General features: G+C 38.3%; 20 protein-coding genes, 1 tRNA gene and 1 other RNA gene. 13 read left to right on the plus strand and 9 right to left on the minus strand.

Features of this window, described 5'->3' with window-relative positions:
• Nucleotides 1-130 precede the first annotated feature (130 nt).
• Nucleotides 131-1,930 (plus strand): hypothetical protein, encoded by a 1,800-nt coding sequence (locus QVL57_RS04300; protein ID WP_290075999.1) that lies wholly within the window; start codon nucleotides 131-133, stop codon nucleotides 1,928-1,930.
• Here QVL57_RS04300 and carB read toward each other — a convergent pair.
• The 3 genes from carB to QVL57_RS04315 form a co-directional block, all read right to left on the minus strand.
• Nucleotides 1,927-5,424, minus strand: a complete 3,498-nt coding sequence (gene carB / locus QVL57_RS04305) for a carbamoyl-phosphate synthase large subunit (RefSeq protein ID WP_290076001.1) — start codon at nucleotides 5,422-5,424, stop codon at nucleotides 1,927-1,929. The genes QVL57_RS04300 and carB overlap by 4 nt on opposite strands.
• Nucleotides 5,411-6,652 carry a glutamine-hydrolyzing carbamoyl-phosphate synthase small subunit gene (gene carA, locus QVL57_RS04310; RefSeq protein ID WP_290077401.1) on the minus strand — a complete coding sequence of 414 codons (1,242 nt, stop codon included), beginning with the start codon at nucleotides 6,650-6,652 and terminating at the stop codon, nucleotides 5,411-5,413. The genes carB and carA overlap by 14 nt, the downstream gene beginning before the upstream one ends.
• Before the next feature lie 602 nt (nucleotides 6,653-7,254).
• Complete coding sequence (locus tag QVL57_RS04315) at nucleotides 7,255-7,506, minus strand: GlsB/YeaQ/YmgE family stress response membrane protein (RefSeq protein WP_290076002.1); 252 nt, start codon at nucleotides 7,504-7,506, stop codon at nucleotides 7,255-7,257.
• Between the two features lie 128 nt (nucleotides 7,507-7,634).
• Between QVL57_RS04315 and dnaG the strand changes: the two genes are divergently transcribed.
• The 3 genes from dnaG to QVL57_RS04330 all read left to right on the plus strand — a co-directional run bounded on the left by dnaG (nucleotide 7,635) and on the right by QVL57_RS04330 (nucleotide 11,976).
• Nucleotides 7,635-9,470 carry a DNA primase gene (gene dnaG, locus QVL57_RS04320; RefSeq protein ID WP_290076004.1) on the plus strand — a complete coding sequence of 612 codons (1,836 nt, stop codon included), beginning with the start codon at nucleotides 7,635-7,637 and terminating at the stop codon, nucleotides 9,468-9,470.
• Nucleotides 9,471-9,602: 132 nt separating this feature from the next.
• Nucleotides 9,603-11,519 carry an RNA polymerase sigma factor RpoD gene (gene rpoD, locus QVL57_RS04325; protein WP_290077403.1) on the plus strand — a complete coding sequence of 639 codons (1,917 nt, stop codon included), beginning with the start codon at nucleotides 9,603-9,605 and terminating at the stop codon, nucleotides 11,517-11,519.
• A gap of 4 nt (nucleotides 11,520-11,523) precedes the next feature.
• Nucleotides 11,524-11,976, plus strand: a complete 453-nt coding sequence (locus tag QVL57_RS04330) for a YcgN family cysteine cluster protein (protein WP_290076006.1) — start codon at nucleotides 11,524-11,526, stop codon at nucleotides 11,974-11,976.
• Nucleotides 11,977-11,989: 13 nt separating this feature from the next.
• On the opposite strand, the gene QVL57_RS04335 is transcribed toward QVL57_RS04330, so the two are convergent.
• Complete coding sequence (locus QVL57_RS04335; protein WP_290076008.1) at nucleotides 11,990-12,718, minus strand: SIMPL domain-containing protein; 729 nt, start codon at nucleotides 12,716-12,718, stop codon at nucleotides 11,990-11,992.
• Nucleotides 12,719-12,846: 128 nt separating this feature from the next.
• On the opposite strand from QVL57_RS04335, the gene QVL57_RS04340 reads away from it, so the two are divergent.
• Nucleotides 12,847-12,923 (plus strand) — tRNA-Ile (locus QVL57_RS04340).
• Nucleotides 12,924-13,008: 85 nt separating this feature from the next.
• Here the strand turns inward: QVL57_RS04340 and QVL57_RS04345 are convergent.
• Both QVL57_RS04345 and QVL57_RS04350 read right to left on the minus strand, forming a co-directional pair.
• Nucleotides 13,009-14,394 carry an amino acid permease gene (locus tag QVL57_RS04345; protein WP_290076009.1) on the minus strand — a complete coding sequence of 462 codons (1,386 nt, stop codon included), beginning with the start codon at nucleotides 14,392-14,394 and terminating at the stop codon, nucleotides 13,009-13,011.
• A gap of 353 nt (nucleotides 14,395-14,747) precedes the next feature.
• Nucleotides 14,748-16,133 (minus strand): amino acid permease, encoded by a 1,386-nt coding sequence (locus QVL57_RS04350; protein WP_290076011.1) that lies wholly within the window; start codon nucleotides 16,131-16,133, stop codon nucleotides 14,748-14,750.
• A gap of 137 nt (nucleotides 16,134-16,270) precedes the next feature.
• Here QVL57_RS04350 and QVL57_RS04355 point away from each other — a divergent pair, with 137 nt between their 5' ends.
• Nucleotides 16,271-17,305 (plus strand): DUF475 domain-containing protein, encoded by a 1,035-nt coding sequence (locus tag QVL57_RS04355; RefSeq protein WP_290076012.1) that lies wholly within the window; start codon nucleotides 16,271-16,273, stop codon nucleotides 17,303-17,305.
• On the opposite strand, the gene QVL57_RS04360 is transcribed toward QVL57_RS04355, so the two are convergent.
• The gene (locus QVL57_RS04360; protein ID WP_290076014.1) at nucleotides 17,294-17,866 is read right to left on the minus strand and encodes a nicotinamidase; all 573 of its coding nucleotides are present in this window, start codon (nucleotides 17,864-17,866) and stop codon (nucleotides 17,294-17,296) included. The two genes, QVL57_RS04355 and QVL57_RS04360, sit on opposite strands and share 12 nt — an antisense overlap.
• Nucleotides 17,867-17,876: 10 nt before the next feature.
• Nucleotides 17,877-18,305: a hypothetical protein gene (locus QVL57_RS04365; protein ID WP_290076015.1), complete on the minus strand. Its 429-nt coding sequence runs from the start codon at nucleotides 18,303-18,305 to the stop codon at nucleotides 17,877-17,879.
• 92 nt (nucleotides 18,306-18,397) lie between these two features.
• Between QVL57_RS04365 and ettA the strand changes: the two genes are divergently transcribed.
• Nucleotides 18,398-20,047, plus strand: a complete 1,650-nt coding sequence (gene ettA, locus QVL57_RS04370) for an energy-dependent translational throttle protein EttA (protein WP_290076016.1) — start codon at nucleotides 18,398-18,400, stop codon at nucleotides 20,045-20,047.
• Here ettA and QVL57_RS04375 read toward each other — a convergent pair.
• Nucleotides 20,036-20,329 carry a DUF2293 domain-containing protein gene (locus QVL57_RS04375; protein WP_290076018.1) on the minus strand — a complete coding sequence of 98 codons (294 nt, stop codon included), beginning with the start codon at nucleotides 20,327-20,329 and terminating at the stop codon, nucleotides 20,036-20,038. The two genes, ettA and QVL57_RS04375, sit on opposite strands and share 12 nt — an antisense overlap.
• Before the next feature lie 42 nt (nucleotides 20,330-20,371).
• Between QVL57_RS04375 and QVL57_RS04380 the strand changes: the two genes are divergently transcribed.
• The 6 genes from QVL57_RS04380 (at nucleotide 20,372) to QVL57_RS04405 (ending at nucleotide 24,557) form a co-directional block, all read left to right on the plus strand.
• Complete coding sequence (locus tag QVL57_RS04380) at nucleotides 20,372-20,689, plus strand: hypothetical protein (RefSeq protein WP_290076019.1); 318 nt, start codon at nucleotides 20,372-20,374, stop codon at nucleotides 20,687-20,689.
• 138 nt (nucleotides 20,690-20,827) lie between these two features.
• On the plus strand, nucleotides 20,828-21,325 hold the full coding sequence (locus QVL57_RS04385) for a transglycosylase SLT domain-containing protein (RefSeq protein ID WP_290076020.1): 498 nt from the start codon (nucleotides 20,828-20,830) through the stop codon (nucleotides 21,323-21,325).
• Nucleotides 21,326-21,367: 42 nt separating this feature from the next.
• Nucleotides 21,368-21,767: RNase P RNA component class A (gene rnpB, locus QVL57_RS04390), an RNA gene on the plus strand.
• Nucleotides 21,768-21,873: 106 nt separating this feature from the next.
• Nucleotides 21,874-23,151, plus strand: a complete 1,278-nt coding sequence (locus QVL57_RS04395; RefSeq protein WP_290076021.1) for an Nramp family divalent metal transporter — start codon at nucleotides 21,874-21,876, stop codon at nucleotides 23,149-23,151.
• A 99-nt stretch (nucleotides 23,152-23,250) separates the two neighbouring features.
• On the plus strand, nucleotides 23,251-24,249 hold the full coding sequence (gene rsmH / locus QVL57_RS04400; protein ID WP_290076022.1) for a 16S rRNA (cytosine(1402)-N(4))-methyltransferase RsmH: 999 nt from the start codon (nucleotides 23,251-23,253) through the stop codon (nucleotides 24,247-24,249).
• Between the two features lie 8 nt (nucleotides 24,250-24,257).
• Entirely contained in the window at nucleotides 24,258-24,557 is a 300-nt protein-coding gene (locus QVL57_RS04405) for a hypothetical protein (protein ID WP_290076024.1), read from the plus strand.
• The last annotated feature ends 16 nt before the right edge of the window (nucleotides 24,558-24,573 follow it).

Raw genomic sequence — 24,573 nt, forward strand, 5'->3', positions numbered from 1 at the left:
TTTTTTTAAATATGACTATGATTATCATATTTTATTTTTCTCTGCAAGTAAAATTTTTGACAATGGTAAGCGTAGCAAAAGGTAATGTTAGTAGTATGTTCTTATTTGTTTAAAAGGTTTGGAGCGCATAATGGCAGTTGGAAATATTAGAGCTGTAACGCAGATAGATAAATTATTTAATGAAAAAAAATATTCAGAAGCTATTATTCTGGCAGAAGAAACCTTGTTAAAACTTAAAAATCGCCGTGCACGTCTTGCGTTATATTATTTACTCGGTTTGAGCTATAAGAAACTTAAGGATGATTTGAGGGCTGAAGAATATTTCAGAAAAGGCTTAAATGTGCGCAGAGACAGGAGATTCTATGAATCTTTATTGGAAATTCATGAAGATGCAAGAGATATTAAAAAACTTGAAACTCTGTTGCAAGATGCTATTAAACACCATCCTTCAGATTATGATTTGCTAAACGATTTTGCCCGTGCGTTTATAAATTGTGACAGCGATGATAAAGCTCTTTATTATTTTATTGAGTTAAAAAAATGGGGTTTGATTACTAGTTTAGCCAGAGAGATGGCTTTTTGGGACTCTATAGAGGAGACAGATGAGTTATTTGTATCTGATTTTCGAGCTGGAAAGTTTGATTATAGCCCGGTTTTGGCTTTTACCTCTATACAAATACCGGCTTTTACACAGGAAGAATTGGGACATCTTGTAAAAAAATCTGCAGAGATAGGGTATGGATTTGGCTTGGATCAGCCAGCTTTAGTCGAAGGTTTTGATCGTAAAGTGCCTATGCAAAAAAAGGGACCGTTAAAGATAGGTTATCTGTCTTCAGACTTTTTTACTCATGCGACTATGCTTTTATTGAGTAGAGTATTGGAATTGCACGATAGTACAGAGTTTGAGATTCATTTATTTATACTTAATTCTTATGAAGATCGAGATAGTATCTATGGAAAACGTATAGAAGAAATGAATGTAAAGCGCCATCGTATTTCGCATTTGTCTATACATGAAAAGGCAAAATTGATTAAAGATGAAAACATACATATTCTGGTAGATTTAAAAGGCTATACTAAAAATAGCGGCACGGCTGTATCGGCTTTACGGCCAGCTCCTATAGTAGTAAATTGGTTAGGGTTTCCGAATACTTTTGGCGTTGAAAGATTAGCCGATTATATAATTACAGATCCTATTGTAACACCAATAGAACATGCTCCATTTTTTAGTGAAACACTGGCATATATGCCGCATTGCTATCAGCCAAATGATAATAGTATTTTATTTGAAGCTGATATTACGCGTGATATGGTAGGGCTTCCAGAAGATAAAATTGTTTATTGCAGCTTTAATCAAATAGCGAAGTTACATCCGCGGCAATTTGATTATTGGTGTAGGGTGTTGAGAGATGTACCGGATTCAGTATTATGGTTGCTAAAGCCTGACCATTTATTAACATGTAAAAATATTTTACTTGAAGCGGAAAAGCGTGGAATTCATGCAAAGCGTATAATTTTTGCTCCTAAGGTAGAAATGCTTACTCATCGGTTGCGATTAAGTCTTGCTGATATTGCTTTTGATTCTTTTCCTTGCACATCTCATACTACTGCCAGTGATCTTATGGCCGCTTGCGTGCCATTGATTGCACAAATAGGCCACACTTTTCCTTCTCGCGTTTCTGCCAGTGTAGTTACCGCCAATAATTGCTCGCAATTGGTAGCTCATAATATTGAGGAAGCTTATTCTTTGGCTTATGCTTTGGGTACCAACAAAGACCTTTTGCGCGCTGTAAAAGCTGAAATGAAAAAGAATTTAAAAACTGCTCCTTTATATAACTCAGAGCTATTTACTAAAAACCTAGAGAGTTTATATAAAACCATGTGGGAACAATATCAGCGTGGTAAGAAAGAAATAATAACACTAAACTAAACTTGGGCGTATTTAAAATAATCTTGCAACGGCCGAACGGTTAATTCATTTTCTTTAAGTGCTATAATCGCTTGGCTTGCTGCATTTGCGCCTGCTATAGTTGTATAATAAGGAATCTTTTGTAATAAAGCGGCTCGGCGTAGGGATTTTGAATCAGAGATACTGCTAGCACTGTTGGTCGTATTAAACATTAAATCTATTTGGTAATTGCGTATGGCATCCTCTATGTGGGGATGGCCTTCGAATACCTTATTAATTTTTTTTGCTAGAATACCATTTTCTTCTAAATATTTCTGTGTACCTGTTGTTGCGATTATATTAAATCCGCAATTAGCAAGTATTCTTACTGCTGGCAAAATTGCTTTTTTATCTTTATTAGTTACAGATACAAATATAGTTCCTGTTTTGGGCAATTTGGCGCCAGCACCTATTTGGGCTTTGGCAAAGGCTAGGGGAAAGCTATAGTCAATTCCCATAACTTCACCTGTAGAACGCATTTCTGGGCCTAATAAGGTGTCGGTATTGGTGAAGCGTGCAAAAGGAAACACTGCCTCTTTTACCGCTATATGGCTTTGCTCAAAATTTTCATTTTTTTTGCCATAAGCTTTCATAGCTTGCTCTATATTTTCTCCAACCATGATTCTTGTAGCAATTTTTGCTAATGGAACTCCAATAGCTTTAGCAACAAAAGGCACAGTTCTAGATGCGCGTGGATTAACCTCTAAAATATATATCACATCGTTTTTTATAGCGAATTGTATATTCATAAACCCTATAATATCCAAAGCCTTAGCTAAAGCTTTAGCATGTTCTGTTACGCGCTCAACAACATCTTTGGCTAAATTATAAGGAGGCAACGCGCAAGCAGAATCACCAGAGTGGATACCAGCTTCTTCTATATGTTGCATTATGCCTACGATGCAGCAGTCCTTGCCATCAGCTAAGCAATCTACATCTAGTTCAGTAGCATCTGTCAAATAGCTATCGAACAATAGAGGATTTGTGCTTAATAATCCATCTATTTGTCTATGTAAGTTATTTTTGAACTTACTTTTTATCTCTTCTGGTATGAGTGCTATTAGTGTGTTATCTATATAGTGTTGCAATTCTTTTTCGCTGTGTAAAACTTGCATAGCTCTACCGCCTAAAACATACGAAGGCCGTACGATGACAGGAAAACCAAGTGTTTTTGGTAGGGCATAAGCTTCTTTTACGGACCAGCTTATGCCGTTTTTAGGTTGAGTTAGTTTTAGGCGAGATAATAATTTTTGAAATTGGTCGCGATCTTCGGCTAAGTCAATGGCTAGTGGTTGGGTTCCTATAATAGGAATCCCTGCGGCTTCTATGGCTTTAGCTAAATTTAAGGGAGTTTGTCCACCAAATTGTACTATCACACCTAGTAATTCGCCCTTTTGTTTTTCTAATTCTAAAATATTTAATACATGTTCGATAGTTAAAGGCTCAAAATATAAACGGTCTGAAGTGTCATAGTCGGTTGATACTGTTTCTGGGTTGCAGTTTATCATAATGGCTTCAATGTCCATTTCGCGTAGCGCAAAAGCTGCGTGACAACAACAATAATCAAACTCTATGCCTTGGCCTATGCGATTTGGGCCACCGCCTAAGATGATTACTTTTTTACGGCTGCTAATGTTGGCTTCTGAGTTGAATTGTCCTAAAAATTTAGCTTCATAGGTAGAGTACATATAAGCTGTAGAGCTATTAAATTCACCTGCACAGCTATCTATGCGCTTGAATACTGGCTGAATGCCTGTTTTATTACGCAGGTCTTTTACATAAGCTATACTATTATTACTGAGTGTTGCTAACCTTTGATCGCTAAATCCCATGGCTTTTAACTCTAACAAAAGTTCAGCGTTTTGTGGCAAGCCATACTTTATTATACGTTGTTCGGTATGGATGATTTGCTCTATTTGTTTTAAGAACCAAGGATCGATTTTGGTGATTTGATATATTTCCTCCAAGGAAATTTGCATACGTATAGCTTGCGCTATATATCTTAATCTATCTGGGGTGATCTTTGCTATTTCCGCTAAGATAATATTTTTTTCTTCTCCAGCTTCATGAGGCGGCAAGGCTATCTCATCAAACCCGGAAAGTTTAGTTTCGAGCCCACATAGAGCTTTTTGCAGTGATTCTGCAAAGCTACGGCCTATTGCCATTACCTCGCCAACAGATTTCATAGACGTGCCTAAGGTACTAGAGGACCCAGGAAATTTTTCAAAGGTAAAGCGTGGGATTTTTGTAACTATATAATCTATAGATGGCTCAAAAGAAGCAGGAGTCGCTCCCCCTGTTATATCATTTTTTAATTCGTCTAATGTATAGCCTACAGCTAATTTTGCTGCTATTTTTGCAATGGGAAATCCAGTAGCTTTTGAAGCTAAGGCTGAAGATCTTGAAACTCTAGGGTTCATTTCGATAACTATTAGCTTACCATTTTCGGGATTCACAGCAAATTGCACATTAGATCCACCAGTTTCTACGCCGATTTCACGCAATACTGCAATAGAAGCGTTGCGCATTCTTTGATATTCTTTATCGGTTAACGTCATTGCTGGCGCTACTGTTATCGAATCACCAGTATGTATACCCATGGGGTCAATATTTTCGATGGAGCATACTATTATGCAATTATCATTGCTATCTCGGACTACCTCCATTTCATATTCTTTCCAACCCAAGACGCTTTCTTCTATAAGTACCTCAGTGGTGGGGGAGGCCTCTAGACCACTTTCAACTATTTCAAAAAACTCACTGCGATTATAGGCAATACCGCCGCCAGTGCCGCCTAAGGTAAAAGAGGGGCGAATTATAGCGGGAAGTCCTATTACCTCCAAAGCCTCGCTGGCTTTAGCTATTGCATAAGCCATATAGGATTTTTTTCTCTTTGTTTCGTTATTACGCCATTCTTGTTCTAGCTCCTCTAAGGCAGTATGTTGCTCTGCGCCTTTTAGCAAAGTTTTTAATTCTGTTTTTTTTGCCTCATAAAAAGCTCTGTCTTGTTCTTTTATTTCAGTTGCGTTAGCTAGCATTGAGCGCGGCGTGTCTAGTCCAATTTTTTGCATTGCTTCACGAAATAAAGCTCGATCTTCGGCTTTATCTATCGCCTGTGCATTCGCGCCAATCATTTCTACATTATATCGTTCTAAAACCCCCATGCGTTTAAGCGATAGTGCTGTGTTTAATGCGGTTTGCCCACCCATGGTAGGCAACAGGGCGTTGGGGCGCTCTTTTTCTATAATTTTTGCTACTATTTCTGGTGTTACCGGTTCAATATAGGTAGCATCGGCCAATTCCGGATCTGTCATTATGGTAGCTGGATTTGAATTTACTAAGATAACTCTATAGCCTTCTTCGCGTAGTGCTTTGCAAGCCTGGGCTCCAGAATAGTCAAATTCACAGGCCTGTCCAATTACAATGGGACCAGCGCCTATTATTAATATAGATTTTATATCATTACGCTTTGGCATTGTTTTTCCTAGAGCTGGAGTAATTATTTATATAGGTTTTAAATTTTTCAAAGAGATAATGGCTATCTTGTGGCCCTGGCGATGCTTCTGGGTGGTGTTGTACCGAAAAAATAGGTTTGTTTACAAAGGCAAGGCCACAATTTGTACCATCAAATAAAGATATATGGGTTTGTATAACATTTTCTGGCAGGCTGCTGGGGTCCACAGCAAAACCATGATTCATTGAAACTATTTCCACTTTGCCAGTTTGACAATCTTGTACTGGATGATTCGCACCGTGATGGCCTTGATGCATTTTTATGGTTTTTGCTTTTACTGCAAGCGCTAGTAATTGATGCCCTAAACAAATACCAAAGATAGGTAAGTTACTTTCTATAAGTTTCTGTATAGTTGGCACTGCATAGCTAGCTGTAGCTGCTGGATCGCCCGGGCCGTTGGATAAAAATATGCCATCTGGATTTAAGTTTAAAATTTTCTGCGCGCTGGTTTGTGGTGATACTAATGTTATATTAGCGCCTAAATTTTTTAGTAACCGTAAAATATTACGCTTTATGCCATAATCGATTACAACGATATGCATATTTGCATTAGTGCTTGTATCATGGGCGGGGTATTCATGCGACTCCCAAGACCATTGGCTCTCTTGCCATTTATCATGCTCGGTGGCTCCAGCTTCTATAGCTAAATCCAAGCCCTCAAGGCCAGGCCACTGCTTTAGCTTTTCAGATAAAATTTTAGTGCAGAAGGGGCCATTTTCACTAAATTCGCCACTGTTATCATGGGCAATTATAGCATTAACAGTGCCATTTTGCTTTAGATAATGGGTTAAAGCCCGTGTATCTACGTTGCATATAGCGATAATGCCACGTTCTTTTAGCCATTGATTTAAATCTTGTACGGCACGATAGTTTGAAGGATCGCTGATGTCAGCTTTCATTATCGCCCCTATAGCGCCATGTTTTTTTTGTGGTATTAAATCTTCAATATCATGATTATTCGCCCCTACATTGCCTATATGAGGAAAGGTAAAAAGAACAATTTGTTCTAGGTAGGATGGGTCCGTTAATATCTCTTGATAGCCAGTTATAGCGGTATTAAAACATATTTCGCCAAGCTTTACACCAGTTGCTCCTAGCCCCTTACCTTGAATTATCTCGCCATTTGCTAAAATAAGCCGTGCTGTAGTGGGGGTTGTAGACCAGGGCAAGACATTTTCTGCTAGGTTCATATCGGTCAAAATAATCTCCACAAAGGTTAGAGCGCAGGTGCTTCCGCAGCCAAGAGAAGTTAGTGTTCTAACCCAGCTAATTGTTTAAAAATATATTGTATGGCTAAGTTAAGGAGTTTAACGCTTTTTTAACAAAAGGTCAAGTCTAGCGCAAAAGTTTAATTTGTGGCTAGAGAGTGAGCCCTAATTTGCGGAGTATGAATATAAGTGCACATGTGCCGATGATAGAAACGACGAATTCTCTAAGGTGTCTTTCAAGGAGCCCTAGGGTTCTGCCTTCAAAACCAAGTATATATAAACCAAAGGCACCAACCAAGCTACCAACAAAAACCAAGACAATATTTAAAAATATGCCAGTATGGGTATGCATAATTCTATGCGCCACCCAACCTATTAAACCAAGTACTATAATACATAGCATCTCATAAGCGGTCATTTTATGCCTATTGCAGATTTTTCATAAGACATAAGGAATAGCGATTTTTAGTAAAAAATCAAGGTTGTTTTGGAAGTTTTATTGCGCTTGGCTGCGTGCTTGGGAAAATACTCGCTTGGCAGGGAAAAGCCCCCTAGCTACATGGCAGCGCTAGGGGCTAACTATTTTAAAGACCTAGTTGACGGCCGATGAATATAAGTGCGCATGCCCCGATGAAGCCAGCTATTAAATAGCCAAACCATCCTGCAAAATGCACACCAATCATACCTAGGACAAAGGTAGCAATAGAAGCGCCAACAATACCCAAGATAATGTTTAAAAATATGCCAGTATTTGTGTGCATCATGCGCTGTGCCATCCAGCCTGCTAAGCCACCTATTATAATAGCGGCTAGCCAACCTATACTTTTGTCATCCATTTTTGTATCTCCTGCAGATTAAATGTTGTATTTTTTGAAGCCTAGATTCATAGGCAATTATATAAAGCACTAGTATTTTTTAACAAGATATAATATATATATTAGGTAAGTATTAATGAAGATCTTGTATGCGCTTTTCCCATAATTTCTTAAACGACATCAAAGCCCGCTTAACTATATCGCGCGTTATAGGCGAAAAAGTAACATTTGATAAGCGAAAAAGCAAGAGTAATCGTGGAGATTACTGGGCATGCTGTCCTTTTCATCATGAAAAAACGCCAAGTTTTCGTTATCAAGATGAAAGAGCTTCGTATCACTGTTTTGGTTGTGGCGAAAGCGGTGATATCTTTAGTTTTATTATGAAGACGGAAGGATTATCGTTTGCCCAGGCTGTTGCCAAATTGGCAGAGATGGCTGGGTTGCAATTACCTAGCATTTCATTAGAAGATAGAGAGGAAGAAAAAAAGCGAATAGATCTTTATGATGTTTTAGCTAAAGCTTGTATTTTTTTTGAGTCACAGCTTTATGAGGCGAAACAAGAGAATATTCGCGAATATTTGCAAAATCGAGGATTAGATACAAATATATGTAAGCAATTTGGTTTGGGCTACGCGCCAGAAGCTAAGGGTAGTTTGCAAAGCTATCTTAAAGCCAATGGAGTAAGCGTTGAGCAAATGCAGGCAGCGGGGTTAGTGATTGCCTCGGAAGAGGATGAGCAGAATTATGAAAGATTTCGGGGTAGAATTACTTTTCCCATTAAGGATTTACGGGCAAGAATTGTAGGATTTGGTGGTCGGTCTTTAAGTAATGATGTGCGGGCGAAATATATAAATTCTCCGGAAACTGAGCTATTTCATAAAAGTAAAATAGTGTACAATTTGCGAGCTGCGCGGGATTTTTGTCGTCGCCAAAAGATGCAGAATGAATTATTATCCTCTTTGCTGATAGTAGAGGGTTATATGGATGTTATAGCCTTGCATAAGGTTGGTTTTGAAAATGCGGTGGCTCCTTTAGGCACTTCGCTAACAACAGAGCATATATCGTTAATTTGGCAAAGCTCTAAGCATCCAATAGTGTGTTTTGACGGAGATGCGGCTGGTTTGCGGGCTGCTTATAGAGTTATCGATAAAGTAATGCCTTTGTTGAATAAAGATGTATCGTTGCGTTTTGTGCTGTTACCCAATGCAATGGATCCTGATGAATTGATTAAAACTAGTGGTATAGAGGCGATGCAGCAATGTTTGGCACAAGCCAAGCCTCTGATAGAATTATTATGGGAACGGGAGGTTAACGGAGTGGCGCTTGATACGCCAGAAAAATGTGCGGGGTTAGAGCATCGCTTGACGCAAACTGTAAATCTAATTCAGGATACTACGCTGCGCAGCCACTATTTCCAAACGATTAAAGCAAGATTGCGTGACCTATTTTATAATCTGCGCAAGGGGTCGAAGCAAAATAGGGCGCCAAATGTTGCGTTTTCAGCGTTACAGAATGCTACGCAGCAATTGAGCAAAAATTTATTTTTACGAGAAAAGATGATTTTATCATTGTTGTTAAATGCCCCTATTTTATGGCGTGAAAAATTTGAGCAATTAGCGAATTTACAATTTACCGACGCTAGGCTTAGTAAATTACATAGGCATATGTTAGAGCTTATTAGCGAAGATGGTCAGCTCTTCGAGCCAGAAATATTTAAGAAATTGCTGGAAAAACATTGTGAGGCAAAGTTTGTAGCAGAGGTAGCGCAATTGGCGAAAAAAGTAGGTATAGATTTAATGCAAATTGATAGTAGCGATATTTTAGACCAGGCCTTACATCTTTATATGAGAGCACATAATATAAATTTACAATTAGAGGATATAGCTAAGCGTATGATGATTGAAGATCTTGATTTATATAAAACTTTGGCAAATATAAAAAAATTATTGTTTGAAGCTGAAAAAACCTTTATTGAAGAGGTATAATTTTGGTTTACAATATGTATTAGTGCAATATATGTATATTTTAGTGGCAGTGGATGTTTTTGGAGTAACTCGTGTATGGTAAGTAAAGCTAAGTTGGATAGCAATTTGAAAAATGATGAACAACAGACCAAAATGGATGAAAAAGCGATGAGCTCTGAGCTAACGCAAAATAGGGTTAACAAGCTTATAAAATTGGCGAAGAAACGTGGATACGTTGTCATAGACGAGTTGAATAGCCTTTTCCCTTCAGGTGCGATAAATCCTGATCAAATAGAAGATACTATGTCTATATTTTCTGATATGGGCATTAATGTAGTAGATGATGAGGCAGAATTAGAGTCTGAATCTTCTTCAAATGAGTTAATATCAGCTGGCAGTCGTGATTTAACTTTAGATAAGAAAACAGAAAATTTAGATCGTACTGATGACCCGGTTCGTATGTATCTACGGGATATGGGGAATGTTGAATTATTATCTCGTGAGGGTGAGATCGCAATAGCCAAGCGTATTGAAGCTGGACGCGAAACTATGATATCTGGGCTATGCCAAAGTCCATTAACCTTTCAAGCTATCATTATCTGGCGTGATCAATTGAAGAGGCAAAATATCTTTTTGCGAGAAATTATTGACTTAGAAACCATGTATGCAGGTCCGGAAGCTAAATGTGGCTGCGAGGACGACCCAGTAGCGGATAATAAAAATGTTTCTTTTAAGCCAAATTTTGACCGAGACGAGTCGGAGGAAAGTTTAGAGGATGACGAAGACGACGTAAACATGTCTTTTGCTGCTATGGAAGAGCAGCTCTTGCCAAAAGTTATGAAAACTTTGGACTTTATTGCAGAAGCTTATGAAAAACTACATGTTTTGCAGCAAATTGTATCACCTTCTTCTTTTAAGTCACCGGAAAAATGCACGCTAAATCCAGTGCAGCAAAAAGAATTTAATGAACTTAAATTACAGCTTGTTCGCGCTGTTAAATCCCTTTCTCTTAATCAGGCGCGCATAGATGCGTTGGTAGAACAGTTATATGCTATAAATAAGGATCTTGTTCAAAAAGAAGGGCGTTTAAAACGGCTTGCTGCAGAGTATTCTATCGGCCATGAGGAGTTTTTGCAACATTATCAAGGCCATGAAGTTGACCCAAATTGGATAGATTATGTAAAAAATCTGCCAAATCCAAAATGGCGGGAGTTTGTTACTGCGCAAGAGCACCATATAGCTGAAATACGTGCTGATATAAAAGAGCTTGTTGATGAAACTGACATCTCTTTATCCGAATTTCGGCGTATAGTTATGCAGGTACAAAAAGGCGAGCAAGAAGCAAGTTTGGCAAAAAAAGAAATGGTGGAAGCCAATTTGCGCTTAGTTATCTCTATTGCTAAAAAATATACTAACCGTGGATTGCAATTTTTGGATTTGATTCAAGAAGGTAATATTGGGTTGATGAAGGCTGTAGATAAATTTGAATATAGGCGCGGCTATAAATTTTCTACCTATGCCTGTTGGTGGATACGCCAAGCTGTAACGCGTTGTATTGCAGACCAAGCCAGAACTATACGTATCCCCGTGCATATGATAGAAACAATAAATAAAATAGGGCGTACTGGACGCCAGATACTTAACGAAATTGGTAGAGAGCCCACACCAGAAGAATTGGCAAGTAAGCTTAATATGCCACTTGAAAAAGTACGCAAAGTGTTAAAAATTGCCAAAGAGCCAATTTCCTTAGAGACGCCACTGGGAGATGACGAAGATTCTAATCTTGGAGATTTCATTGAAGATAAAAATGCGCTACTGCCGATTGATTTAGCAATACAGTCGAATTTGCGCGACACAACTACGAGGGTGCTAGCTTCGTTAACCCCGCGGGAAGAGCGTGTGTTGCGTATGCGGTTTGGTATTGGTATGAATACCGACCATACCTTGGAAGAAGTGGGGCAGCAATTTTCTGTAACCAGAGAACGCATTAGGCAGATTGAAGCCAAAGCATTACGTAAATTAAAGCATCCGAGTCGCTCAAGGAAATTACGCAGCTTTTTAGATTCGTAACTTTATGTCACAAGATAAGTTTTTTTGGAAAAATAAAAAACTTGAAGATATGAGTGAAAGCGAATGGGAGCAGCTTTGCGATGGCTGTGGCCAGTGTTGCATGCATAAGCTAGAAGATGAAGATACTGGAAAGATATTTTTAACTACCATATCTTGTAAATTGTTGGACGCCGAAAGCTGCAAATGTAAAAACTATTTGCAAAGACATAAGTTTGTTAATGATTGTATAAAATTAAATTATACTTTATTGGAGCAAATTAGTTGGTTGCCTAAAACTTGTGCTTATCTTAAAATATTCCGGGGTGAAGATTTAGAATGGTGGCATCCTTTGCTCTCAGGAGATTGCCGAACTGTGCATGAAGCTAAAATATCGGCGAAAGATAGAATCACTGCTACAGAAGACAGCATAGATAGTGAAGAAGAATATTTGAATCATATAAGCGGAGAGTTATTATAAATTTAGTAGTTAATTAACGCTGCTCGACTAATACTGAACCTTGTTTTATAGCGAAAGACATGGTTACAGAGACTTTATAATTTATTTGCCCACTTTCCACTGGGGGTAAATTAGAAGAGGTGCTGGACAAAGCCATGGCTCTGCTGGTAGATAGGGGATAATTATCGCCCAAGTTTTCTGTTATATTTAAAATCTGGCCTAACTTTACCCCAGCTGCTTTGGCTAGTGTTTCTGCCTTATTTCTGGCTATTTGCACTGCTTTAGTTCTTGCTGCTTGTAAGAAGATATCTTTTTTGTTGTTACTAAAAGAAAGTTCTCCGCTTTGATTCGCGCCATGTTCTATAGCTGTGTCATAGATTTTTGCTAAATTAGCTAAATCGCGAACGAGAACAGTCAAATGGCTTTCTATATTATAGCTATATGTAGGATTTTCGTCATTTTTTGTTGATTGATTTGTTTCATATAGCGATAATTGCGATGTTTGCATATCTGCTTTGGCGATATGTTGTTTTTGTAGAGCCTCCACTATGCTATTCATAGCCGTATTATTGTTAGATAGTGCGGCCTGTGCGGTCTTTGCATGGCTGCTAACTCCCAGCTCTAAAATGGCCTGGTTTGGCATAGCGCTTGCTTCGCCATTGGCATGTACAACAATGGCTGGAATGTCGTTAGCAGCCCAAGATTTATTTGCGCTTAGTGTGTATGCAGCAGCACAGATAGTAAGAAAAACATGAGGTTTCATAAGCAAGCCTTTAAACAGTTATATTTCTTTAATGATATGGAATATAATAAAAATTAAATAAATTACAAGAATTTGTAATTTTTTACTTGTAAAGGTAATTAAATTAGGGTAAAAGATAAAACTGGTTTGGGCCTGTAGCTCAATTGGTTAGAGCCAGCGGCTCATAACCGCTTGGTTGGGGGTTCAAGTCCCTCCGGGCTCACCAGACTAAACTCATAAAGTGTAGGGTGCTTACTACACCCATAAGCTTAAGAAAGCATGTTATTTCTAACATGCTTTCTTTTTTATGTTTAAGTCCTAGCTACTTTGTGTACGAAGCGGCCAGTTTTATCTAAATGCTTGATACTGAAATATATGGCAACCAAACTAAAAATCCAGCAAAGTCCATAGAAAAGTGCGTTTACCTGATGAATGGCTATGAGTACCATGATAAAGCTAAGGAATAATAGCGTTAGTATGCTGGTAATTGGCCATAATGGTACTGGGTATTTTAAATTTGCTTTTTCTTGTGCTGTCATCTTAGCTCGCATCAATAACTGTGCTAGTACAATCATAAACCAGCTGGCTATAGAGGTTAACCCAACTATATTTGCTATTATAACGAAAAGACCTTCGTGATTGAAATAATTAAATAATACGCCAGAAACTAAAACGCTCAGCATAACGAAAATTGCATATATCGGTACACCTTTTTCGCTCAATTTATTTAAATGTTTTAATGCATGGCCTTCTTCTGCTAGACTGTATATCATGCGGCTGGCGCCATAAATAACGCTATTCAGTGACGAGACGGCAGCGGTGATTACAATAACATTTAGTATATTAGCAGCAGAGTGAATCCCTAAGGCTTCGCAAATGGTTACAAATGGGCTACCATCTATGCCTATCTGGTCCCAAGGATATATACTAATTAAAACACCTATGGTTAACACATAAAAAAAGATAATTCTAAAGGGTATGGTATTTATGGCTTTTGGAATGCTCGTTTCTGGATGTTTGGCTTCAGCAGCTGTTATACCAATTATTTCAATTCCGCCAAAAGAGTAAATAACTATGGGCAAACATTGCACAAATCCTGAAATACCATTTGGAAACCAATAGGCTGGGCTGCTTACGTGATTAACATGGGTTATGCTGTGGTGGGCGCTGTGGAATCCTGTGCTGATTAAAAAAACCCCGCCAGCTATCATGGCTAAAATCGCTAAAACTTTTATTATAGAGAACCAAAATTCTAGCTCTCCGTAAGTTTTAACTGTAACTAAATTTACGGCGCAGATAAAGCAACCCAGGGCAAGCGTCCAAATCCAGGCAGATACATCTGGATACCAAAATTTCATATAGGTAGCGAAGGCAGTGACATCTGCAAGGCAAACGAAAGCTATTTGAAAAACATAAGACCAGCCAGTTATAAAGCCAGCCAAAGGGCTTATAAACTTACCTGTATAGCTGCTAAAGGTTTTTAACTGCGGTGCATTTATTGCCATTTCTCCTAGGGCTCGCATTGTTAAAAATGCTGCCAGTCCTGCTATTATATAAGCAAATAATACACTAGGGCCTGCTAGTTTTATCGTTGTAGCAGAGCCTAAGAATAGCCCTGTGCCTATAGCAGATCCCAGAGCAATGAATAATATGTGTCTTTTATTCAACTCTTTTTTTAATTTATTTGTAGCTTCCATACTTTTTGCATCCCTTTCTTTTTAAGTATTTCCTATGGGATTTTTGCTCCATAGTTTATCGGTATAATAAGCAAATTATACGCCCATAACAAGAGTTAGGATACATATCAAGGTAATAGCTGGGTTATATCCTGAAAGTCATGATTTGTCTTATGTATAAATATGTGTTGCTATTTATGTTTTTTGCTTATTGGCCGCCGCTTATGTAGGTTATGGCGCTACTCATAACCTACGCAGTGCGGTTCGTAGCTTTTTGTTTTAGCTGCCGTAGAAATTTACTATTTTTTGATAATGCTACAGTTAATGCGCACATCTAAAATATATGAGTTATAAATGGCGGCAGCGTTTTTTATTTAAGTTTTTGCTACCTTTTGTACGAAGCGGCCAGTTTTATCTAAGTGCTTGATACTTAAATATATGGCAATTAAACCAACAAGCCAAAAAAGTCCGTAGCAAAATGCGTTTACTTCGTAAATTGCTATGAGGCCCATTATAAAGCTAAAGAATAATAACGTTAGTACGCTAGCAATTGGCCACAGTGGCACTGGATATTTTACATTTGCTTTTTCTTGTGCTGTCATCTTGAATCGCATGAATAATTGGGCTAGTACAATCATAAACCAACCTACTATAGAGGTTAGGGCCGCTAAATTTGCCATTAAAACGAAGAGGCCTTCATGATCAAAATAATTAAATACTACACCAGAAATTAAAACGCTTAGCATAACGAAAATTGCATATACAGGCACGCCTTTTTTGTTTAGTTTATTTAAATGTTTTAATGCATGGCCTTCTTCTGCTAGGCTATATATCATACGGCTGGAGCCATAAATATCGCTATTTATTGCAGAAACGGCCGCGGTAATGACAATAATATTTAGTATATTAGCAGCAGAATGAATGCCTAATGCCTCACAAATAGTTACGAATGGGCTGCCATCTATACCTATTTGGTCCCAAGGATATATACTAATTAAAACACCTATGGTTAGCACATAAAAAAAGATAATTCTAAAGGGTATGGTATTTATGGCTTTTGGAATGCTCGTTTCTGGATGTTTGGCTTCAGCAGCTGTTATACCAATTATTTCAATTCCGCCAAAAGAGTAAATAACTATGGGCAAACATTGCACAAATCCTGAAATACCATTTGGAAACCAATATGACAAGCTGTTTACGTGATTAACATGGGTTACGCTGTGGTGGGCGCTGTGAAATCCTGTGCTGATTAAAAAAATACCACCAGCTATCATGACTAAAATTGCTAAAACCTTTATTACAGAGAACCAAAATTCTAGCTCGCCGTAAATTTTAACTGTAGCTAAATTTACGGCGCAGATAAAGCAAGCGAGCGCAAGCGTCCAAATCCAGGCAGATACATCTGGATACCAAAATTGCATATATGTGGCAAAGGCAGTGATGTCCGCTAAGCAGACTAGGGCCATTTGAAAAACATATGACCAGCCAGTTATAAAGCCAGCCAAAGGGCTTATAAACTTACCTGCATAGCTGCCAAAGGTTTTTAAGTGCGGTACATTTATTACCATTTCTCCTAAGGCTCGCATTGTTAAAAATGCTGCCAATCCTGCTATTATATAAGCAAACAACACACTAGGGCCTGCTAGCCGTATCGTTGTGGCAGAGCCTAAGAATAGTCCTGTGCCTATAGCAGAACCTAGAGCAATGAATAATATGTGTCTTTTATTCAACTCTTTTTTTAATTTATTTGTAGCTTCCATATTTTTTGTATTTCTTTCTTCTTAAGGTGTGTTATTTATTTTTAAGTGTTCCCTATGGGTTTTATTGGCCCATATTCTGCCATAATAAGCAAATTATGTGCTTATGACAAGGTTTAAGTTAAATCTCAAGGAGAAAGATGGCTAATTCTCAAGGCAAAACTAGTTGGTCTTATTATAAATATGCGTTTCTATTTAACGCTTTTGGCTTATTGGCTGCCGCTTATGTAGGTTATGGCGCCACCCATAGCCTATTCGGTGCCGTTAGCAGTTTTTGGTCATGCTTTGTTTTGGCGGCTGTAGAAATTTCTCTTTCTTTTGATAATGCGGTAGTCAATGCGCGTATCTTAAAATATATGAGCTATAAATGGCGACAACGTTTTTTGTGGTGGGGCATTATAATAGCAGTGTTTGGTATAAGAATATTTTTGCCATTGGCAATTGTTGCTATATTGCTACATATTAACCCCATTGCCGCTTTGCATTTAGCTATAAATGAACCCAACAAATATATGATAGCATTGGAAAGGGCGCGTATAGGGCTTAATGCTTTGGGCGGTAGTTTTTTAACCTTAGTAAGCCTTAGTTTTTTTATTGACAGACAAAAAGAATGTCATTGGATTAATTGTGTAGAGAAGCCTTTGAGCGCTTTAGCTGCATTTCGGTTTGCGCCACTGCTACTTAATTTATGCCTTATTGCTATTATAACCTACTTCCTAGTGCCAGCGCATAGATATGAATTTCTTATAGCTGCGGGATTGGGTATAGTTATTTTTTACTTATTAGCCCTTCGTGGCTCTGCGTCGCCACAAAATTTGCGGCATAAATCTGGTTTTGCTAATTTTATTTATTTAGAAATTTTAGACGCAAGTTTTTCTTTTGATGGTGTAATAGGGGCTTTTGCTCTTTCTAGTAATTTTTTAATAATTGCGCTAGGGTTGAGTATTGGAGCGTTTTATGTGCGGTCGATGACGATTATGCTTGTAGAAAAGGAAAGCTTAGGGAGTTATGCTTATATCGAGCATGGTGCATTTTATGCCATATTATCGCTTGCTATGATAATGTATAGCAGTGCTCTAATTCATATACCAGATTATATAGCGGGATTGCTAAGTATTAGCTTTATTGGAGTATCCACCCTATATTCTTACTATGAAAATCGCTTAAGCGCCTAATAATAGCTCAGCGTTGCTATTTTTTAATTGTGTTAGCATTATATCTAGCGACCCATTATTATCAATTGCTCGGCAAGCACTTAATATCAAGGTGCTTTCAAAGCCACATTTTATTGCGTCAAGCACACTATAACCCACGCAAAAATCTGTTGCAAGGCCGCAAAAGATAAGGTTTTTTAGGCCTCGTTCTTGCAAATAGGCGGCTAGACCTGTGGGCGTTGCTTTATCATTTTCAAAAAATGCCGAATAGCTGTCTATATTAGGTCTATAGCCTTTGCGCAAAATTAATTGCGCTTTGTTAGTATTTAATGTTGAATTAATCTTTGCGCCTTTGCTGCCCTGGATACAATGAGGCGGCCAAATACCCGTTTTTGAGACATTAGTAAAACTATGGTGATTTGCTGGGTGCCAATCTTGTGTGAATATGATATTATCATAGCGATCAATTAATTTATTAATAGGTGCTAAGATTTCATTGGCTCCAGGAACCTCTAATGGGCCATCTTCCATAAAGTCATTTTGCATGTCTATAACGATCAGTGCTTGATATTTTTGTGACATTTTTATTTCCTCAGCGATTTAGATATGTAACATTTAATGCTTCTGTATGGTGCGTTTTTATATAATGTAAAGCGTTAATCCAGCTACTTATATAGATAGTTGTATTATAATTTTGCTTTACTTTCTGCTGTAACGTAAAAATAATCTTGCTTTGCGTGTCTGAACCGCGAAAATAGCACTCTATTAATAAAGCAAATAGAAGTAGATTTATGTAAATCTTATTCAGATAAAATGATTTATCTGCCAATAATTTATAATTATTATTCGTATTATTTGGTTTAATAGCATAAAAAACCAAATAATACATTAAGCCATAGCTATATATTGAATAATTAGTTTCTGTATCTGCGCTTAAACTTAGGGCCGAGCCATCTTGATTTGTAATAAGGCCATATTGGTCTAGTTGGTATTCTTGAGGCTTTATCGTTATAGTCTGCATAATTCTTTGGCTCGTTAAAGTTAATATTGGTTGCGCTTTTGTTTGTTTTATTTTAAATTAGTGTTTATTGCTACTATAAAATAGGATCTGTTATGGCGCGTCAATTTATTTATCATATGTCGGACTTAAGTAAATCTTATGGCAATAAAAAGATTTTGGATAATATACATTTATCATTTTATCCAGATGCTAAGATTGGTATTTTGGGGCCAAATGGCGCTGGTAAATCTACAATTTTGCGTATTATGGCTGGTATTGATAAAGAATATACAGGCGAAGCTTGGTTAGCAGATGGCGCTACCTGTGGTTATTTATCGCAAGAACCGGAATTGGATAATAGTTTAGATGTTTTGGGCAATGTTATGTTGGGAGTGGCCAGTAAAAAGGCTATTCTAGATCGATATAATGAACTTATGATGGACTATAGCGATGAAAATGCTGCTAAAGCTGCGGAGCTGCAAGATGTTATCGACGCGCAAAATCTTTGGGATTTAGAAAGCCAAGTCCAGATGGCTTTAGAGGCTTTAGGTTGTCCGCCAGCTAATAGTTCTGTAGCGAGTTTGTCTGGCGGTGAGAAACGACGTGTAGCTTTGTGTAAGCTTTTATTATCTAAGCCAGATTTATTACTACTAGATGAGCCTACTAACCATTTGGACGCAGAAACCACGGCTTGGTTAGAAAAACATTTACGTCAATATGAAGGTTCAGTGATTTTAATAACCCATGATAGATATTTCTTGGATAATGTAACGGGTTGGATTTTGGAGCTTGATCGTGGGCGCGGTATTCCATATGAAGGTAACTATTCGGCTTATTTGGCAGCGAAGGCAAAGAGATTAAAGCAAGAAGGGCGCGAAGATGTTGCGCGACAAAAAGCTCTAGCGCGTGAACAGGAGTGGATAGCATCTAGCCCTAAAGCGCGGCAAACTAAATCGAAAGCTCGGATAAAGGCTTATGAGGAGTTAGTAGAAACAGCCGCCGCGCGTAAACCAGGCGACGCTCAGATAATTATACCGCTAGCGGAGAGACTGGGGCAATTGGTTATAGAAGCAAAGAATCTCTCCAAATCTTTTGGTGACCATTTGCTTATAGAGAATTTAAATTTTAGTTTGCCAGCGGGGGGTATTGTCGGGGTTATTGGGCCAAATGGTGCTGGTAAATCTACTCTATTTAAAATGCTAGTTGGTAGTGAGCAGCCAGATAATGGTGTAATTTCTATCGGAGAAACGGTGCAACTTAGCTATGTGGATCAAAGTAGAGATAATTTAGTAGCTACAAATACAGTTTGGCAAGAAATATCTGGTGGTAACGATACTATAAAATTAGGTAAATATGAGATAAATAGTCGTGCGTATTGTTCAAATTTTAATTTTAAGGGTAGTGATCAGCAGCAAAAAGTCGGTGATTTATCTGGTGGACAACGCAATCGTGTACATCTAGCTAAATTGTTAAAAGAAGGCGGCAATGTTTTACTGTTGGATGAGCCAACCAATGATTTAGATACAGAAACCTTGGCAGCGCTGGAAGAAGCATTAGAAAATTTCGCTGGCTGTGCTGTTGTAATAAGTCACGACAGAATGTTTTTAGACAGATTGGCTACGCATATTTTAGCTTTTGAAGGAGATAGCCATGTAGAGTGGTTTGAAGGGAATTTTGCAGAATATGAAGCGGATAAAACGCGTCGCTTAGGTGTAGACGCGACAAACCCTAAAAAAGTGACTTATAAGAAATTAACTAGGTAGCAACCTGCTTGAATCCCATAATTGTAATTGTTTGTTTATTTGTTCTTTGGTAAAGAAGCGGGCTGTTTCTAAATCCATTCCTTCTTTTAACAGGATATTATAGTCTGTATATTCATGTCTTATATAGGCTATTGCACTGAGCCATATAGTAATAGAAGGGGGCAGGGCCTGTAAGTGTGGCTCCGCGGCTTTGGCGGCTATGCGTATAGCATCGTAGTATGGTATAGAGGGGAAAAGCTTACGTAATTCGTTATTCAGAGCTGATTTGCGTTTTTTATTCATTTGAGTATTTTACAGTTAATTACTTAAAAAGGAAAGCAGGATATGCAAAACTACAGTAGTGCGCGCTTTTTGATAATTATTGGTTTTATTATTGTTGCTGTAGCGGCTTTAATTTATTATCGTCTACCTAGTGAAGCTCCGATTACAGAAGTAGCACATGAAGAATCATCGGTGAAATATCCTATTCACAACTATCTAGTTCCCTTAAGCCCAGTAGATAAAAAAGCTTTGATACAAGGTGCTGTGCGTGATGCAGAGCAAGCTGCTAAAGCTATAGGCATGACTGAAAACGATGTCGGTATAGCCAAGCAAAATGCGCAAATGGTAACCGCTAAATATCTTCGTCCTTATCCTGATTAGTTGAATTTCTACAAAATTGTGCCATGTTTGGGCAGTTTAGGCGCCTTGACCCTGCTTTGCCTAGAAGGCTACATCTTTCAGCAATAATAGTTTGGCATATTGTTCCAATCAAAAGTAAAAATAATTGGAGAACACAATATGAACATTAAATCACTTATATCAACCGCTGTTGTAGCAGCAGTTTCTTTAACGAGTTTTCAAATGAACGCAGCTAACGCGTTTTCGGTTGCAAAAGATACAAATAAAGTTGTAACTACGCCTAGACCCTTTGATAGTTTAATTAATAAACTAGCAAAAGAAGATCACGTGCAAGTAAATCTAGTGCATGCCGTTATACATACAGAAAGTAACTATAACGTAGATGCACACGGTAGTGCTGGTGAAGTTGGCCTGATGCAATTAATGCCTACCACAGCTCGTAGCTTAGGCTTTCATGGTCCGCTGACGGATTTGTATAATCCGGAAACCAACTTGAAATATGGTGTGCGTTATCTAGCAAAGGCAGAAAAATTAGGCCATGGTGAAACATGTACGACTATATTAAAGTATAATGCTGGTTATGGTGCAAAGAAGATGAACCCGATTTCGCAACGTTATTGTGAAAAAGTTCGTACTTATTTAGCCTCTTTGAAATAATAGAGGCTTGGATTTTGGCTCAAAAAATGCTAGAATTTTGTGTCAGTTGGTCGGGCAGCCGCGCTTAAAGCTTAAGTGAGGAAAGTCCGGGCTCTTAGAAAAGCGGTGCCGGGTAACGCCCGGCAAGGGTGACCTTAGGGAAAGTGCCACAGAAATATACCGCCTATATTGTTATTGGTGCAATTGCGCCGATATCGTTTTAGGTAAGGGTGAAAAGGTGAGGTAAGAGCTCACCGCATCGGCAGTAATGTCTATGGCTAGGTAAACCCCACCGAGAGCAAGACCGAATAGGAATAGCGTGCGTTTTTGACGCGGCCTTTTTTCTGGGCTAGTTATTCGGGTTGGTTGCAAGAGGCTTATGGTAACATATGCCCTAGATGAATGGCTGCCACACAAAATTTATTTTGTCATACAAAACCCGGCTTATAGACCAACTGATAAATTATTTATTAAGCTCTTGCCAAACAGCGCTCTGTGGGCGTAAAATACCTTTTGAACCTATCAATTAACTAACTCTAGTGATTAGAAAGGGGCTTTGAAGCCTGATTATGAGTATATTAAATTTAAGCGATAGAGCAACGCATGGTATCAGCGAAATTTTAGCTGGTAGAAAAAGGGGGTATTTATCTTTTTTATTTTTAGTTGGGCCAGCATTAATTGCGGCTGTGGCATATGTAGACCCTGGTAATTTTGCCACCAATATCGAAGCGGGCTCGAAATATGGCTATTCGTTATTGTGGATAGTTTTGTTGGCAAATGTTATAGCTATGCTTTTTCAAGCTATGGCGGCTAAATTAGGTATTATTACAAATAAAAATTTGGCGCAACTTTGTCGAGAGCATTTTCGGCCTTCTGTTGTTATAGCGATGTGGATAATAAGTGAAATTGCTGCAATAGCAACAGATTTGGCTGAATTTATTGGTGGTGCTGTTGGATTTTCTTTGTTATTTAATTTTCCGCTTATGGTCGGTATGATAATAACGGCTTTGATAACCTGTGCAATTTTATGGCTAGAACGTTATGGATTTCGCGCTATGGAAATTATTGTAGGGTTATTTGTTAGTATTATTTGCCTTTGTTATTTACTAGAATTATTTATAACTCCGGTGGACTGGGCTAGCGTTGGCTTGCATTGCTTTAAACCAGAAATGCCAAATTTAGATGCCCTTTTTATTAGTGTAGGCATTATTGGTGCGACTGTCATGCCGCATGCCATTTATTTGCACTCTGGGCTTATGCAAGATCGTGTAACCGCTTCTTCCGACGAGCAAAAAGCGCGCTTGGTAAAATACTCCAATCGCGAAGTTGTAGTAGCGCTAAGCTTAGCAGGCATGGTGAATATGGCTATGGTTATTATGGCCGCAGGGGCATTTCATACCAAACATACTGTTGTTACTGGAATTGAAGAGGCTTATCATACTTTGGGACCTCTTTTAGGAGGGGCTGCTGCTTCTATATTCTTGATCTCTTTATTGGTATCAGGGGTTTCTAGTTCCGTAGTTGGTACCATGGCAGGGCAGCTTATTATGCAGGGATTTGTTGGTTTTCATATACCTGTATGGGTACGTCGTTTTGTTACCATGGTACCCTCTTTTATTGTGGTAGCCTTGGGCTTGGACGCTACACGGTCTTTAGTAGCGAGCCAAGTTGTTTTGAGCATAGCCTTGCCCATACCCATGCTTGCCTTATGTTATTTTGCTGGCTCTAGAAAAATAATGGGGGCTTTTGTTAATCGGCCATTTTTAAAGTTGATTGCACTTATCGCAACAGCGCTAATTTTAGTATTAAATTTTGTGTTGATTTGGCAAAGTCTCACATCAAGCTAATAAGTTAGGGGACAAGATTGTTTTTCTTGTCCTCATATTTCATACTTCTTTAAATTTCATATGGTATAAGCTACCCAGCAAACTTATGAAATTATGTTTATGAAGATGAATCACACAAACTTCACACCACATATACCTGTGCTTTTAGATGAGCTTATAACCTATTCGGAGCCTGAAGAAGGCTATGAAAATAAGCTGGTGGTAGATTGTACCTTTGGTGCTGGTGGCTATTCACAAGCATTTTTGGCGAAGGGCGCTAGGGTTGTTGCTATAGATCGGGATCCCAACGTTAAACCTCAAGCGGAATTTTTTGCCAAGAAATTTGGCGATAGATTTAGTTTTATAAATACTAGCTTTTCGCAATTAGGAGAATTATCTATAGAATCACCTGATTTGATTGTATTGGATCTTGGTGTTTCTTCTATGCAGATTGATCAGGCAGAGCGTGGCTTTTCTTTTCAAAAAGAGGGACCTTTGGATATGAGGATGTCAGCAGAAGGGTTAAGCGCTGCAGAAATTGTAAATTCTTTTGCGCTAGCAGATTTAGTTAAAATATTTAGAAGCTTTGGCGAGGAAAAGCGTGCAGTATCTATAGCGCGTATGATAGTGAAAAAACGTGCTGAGAAACCTTTTACTACTACCTTAGAGTTAAGTAATGCCATAGAAGCTTTGCTGCCACGACGATATTTTGAAAAAATTCATCCAGCTACGCGGGTGTTTCAGGCCTTACGTATGTATGTAAATAATGAATTGGGTGAATTAGTGCAAGCATTAATCGCCGCAGAAAAATTATTGAAAGCAGGGGGAAAGCTAAGCGTTGTTAGCTTCCATTCTTTGGAAGACCGTATAGTGAAGAAATTTTTGCATCGTTGCGCTGTGCCTTTAGCAGTTTCGCGTTATTTGCCAGCTGGTGATGTTTTTTCTGCTAGTTTTGAGCTAGTGACCAAAAGCCTGATAACCGCCTCGGTCCCAGAGCTGGCTTATAATCCACGGTCTCGCTCGGCAAAACTTCGTGTGGCAAAGCGAACGCACGCTGCACCGCTTAAGCATAAAGAACAATTAACTAACGCTTCTTCTCTGCTAACCAAAAATTCATAGGATATTTTATGCCATTTTCTCGTATTATAGATATAGCATTAGTGATTTTATTGGTTAGTACCATTGGCTTTACCTATAAAATTAAATACAGCTCGCAAAAACTTCTTCGTCAAGAAAAACTATTGTCTAATCAAATAGAAGAAGAGCAAAATTCAATAAGTCAGCTTAATACCGAATGGGCGTATTTGGAATCTCCGCGTAATATAGAATGCTTAGAACAAAAATATCAAGCAGAGCTAGAGCTTGGTCCCATAGAACCACAATATATATTAAGTGTAAGTGCAGTAGAAAAGATCCAACTTAAATGAGGATTAAATATAGCTA

It is taken from the genome of Bartonella sp. TP (assembly GCF_030406085.1).
Classification (GTDB): Bacteria; Pseudomonadota; Alphaproteobacteria; order Rhizobiales; family Rhizobiaceae; genus CALTWN01.

Excerpts from the sequence above, each read along its gene's own strand:
- QVL57_RS04405 (WP_290076024.1), top strand. The coding sequence starts at position 24,258 with ATGCCATTTTCTCGTATTATAGATATAGCATTAGTGATTTTATTGGTT.
- rpoD (WP_290077403.1), top strand. The coding sequence starts at position 9,603 with ATGGATGAAAAAGCGATGAGCTCTGAGCTAACGCAAAATAGGGTTAAC.
- carA (WP_290077401.1), bottom strand. The coding sequence starts at position 6,652 with ATGAACCTAGCAGAAAATGTCTTGCCCTGGTCTACAACCCCCACTACA.
- ettA (WP_290076016.1), top strand. The coding sequence starts at position 18,398 with ATGGCGCGTCAATTTATTTATCATATGTCGGACTTAAGTAAATCTTAT.
- QVL57_RS04300 (WP_290075999.1), top strand. The coding sequence starts at position 131 with ATGGCAGTTGGAAATATTAGAGCTGTAACGCAGATAGATAAATTATTT.
- carB (WP_290076001.1), bottom strand. The coding sequence starts at position 5,424 with ATGCCAAAGCGTAATGATATAAAATCTATATTAATAATAGGCGCTGGT.
- QVL57_RS04375 (WP_290076018.1), bottom strand. The coding sequence starts at position 20,329 with ATGAATAAAAAACGCAAATCAGCTCTGAATAACGAATTACGTAAGCTT.
- dnaG (WP_290076004.1), top strand. The coding sequence starts at position 7,635 with ATGCGCTTTTCCCATAATTTCTTAAACGACATCAAAGCCCGCTTAACT.
- QVL57_RS04385 (WP_290076020.1), top strand. The coding sequence starts at position 20,828 with ATGAACATTAAATCACTTATATCAACCGCTGTTGTAGCAGCAGTTTCT.
- QVL57_RS04395 (WP_290076021.1), top strand. The coding sequence starts at position 21,874 with ATGAGTATATTAAATTTAAGCGATAGAGCAACGCATGGTATCAGCGAA.
- QVL57_RS04365 (WP_290076015.1), bottom strand. The coding sequence starts at position 18,305 with ATGCAGACTATAACGATAAAGCCTCAAGAATACCAACTAGACCAATAT.
- QVL57_RS04345 (WP_290076009.1), bottom strand. The coding sequence starts at position 14,394 with ATGGAAGCTACAAATAAATTAAAAAAAGAGTTGAATAAAAGACACATA.
- QVL57_RS04335 (WP_290076008.1), bottom strand. The coding sequence starts at position 12,718 with ATGAAACCTCATGTTTTTCTTACTATCTGTGCTGCTGCATACACACTA.
- QVL57_RS04380 (WP_290076019.1), top strand. The coding sequence starts at position 20,372 with ATGCAAAACTACAGTAGTGCGCGCTTTTTGATAATTATTGGTTTTATT.
- QVL57_RS04360 (WP_290076014.1), bottom strand. The coding sequence starts at position 17,866 with ATGTCACAAAAATATCAAGCACTGATCGTTATAGACATGCAAAATGAC.
- QVL57_RS04350 (WP_290076011.1), bottom strand. The coding sequence starts at position 16,133 with ATGGAAGCTACAAATAAATTAAAAAAAGAGTTGAATAAAAGACACATA.
- QVL57_RS04330 (WP_290076006.1), top strand. The coding sequence starts at position 11,524 with ATGTCACAAGATAAGTTTTTTTGGAAAAATAAAAAACTTGAAGATATG.
- QVL57_RS04355 (WP_290076012.1), top strand. The coding sequence starts at position 16,271 with ATGGCTAATTCTCAAGGCAAAACTAGTTGGTCTTATTATAAATATGCG.
- QVL57_RS04315 (WP_290076002.1), bottom strand. The coding sequence starts at position 7,506 with ATGGATGACAAAAGTATAGGTTGGCTAGCCGCTATTATAATAGGTGGC.
- rsmH (WP_290076022.1), top strand. The coding sequence starts at position 23,251 with ATGAAGATGAATCACACAAACTTCACACCACATATACCTGTGCTTTTA.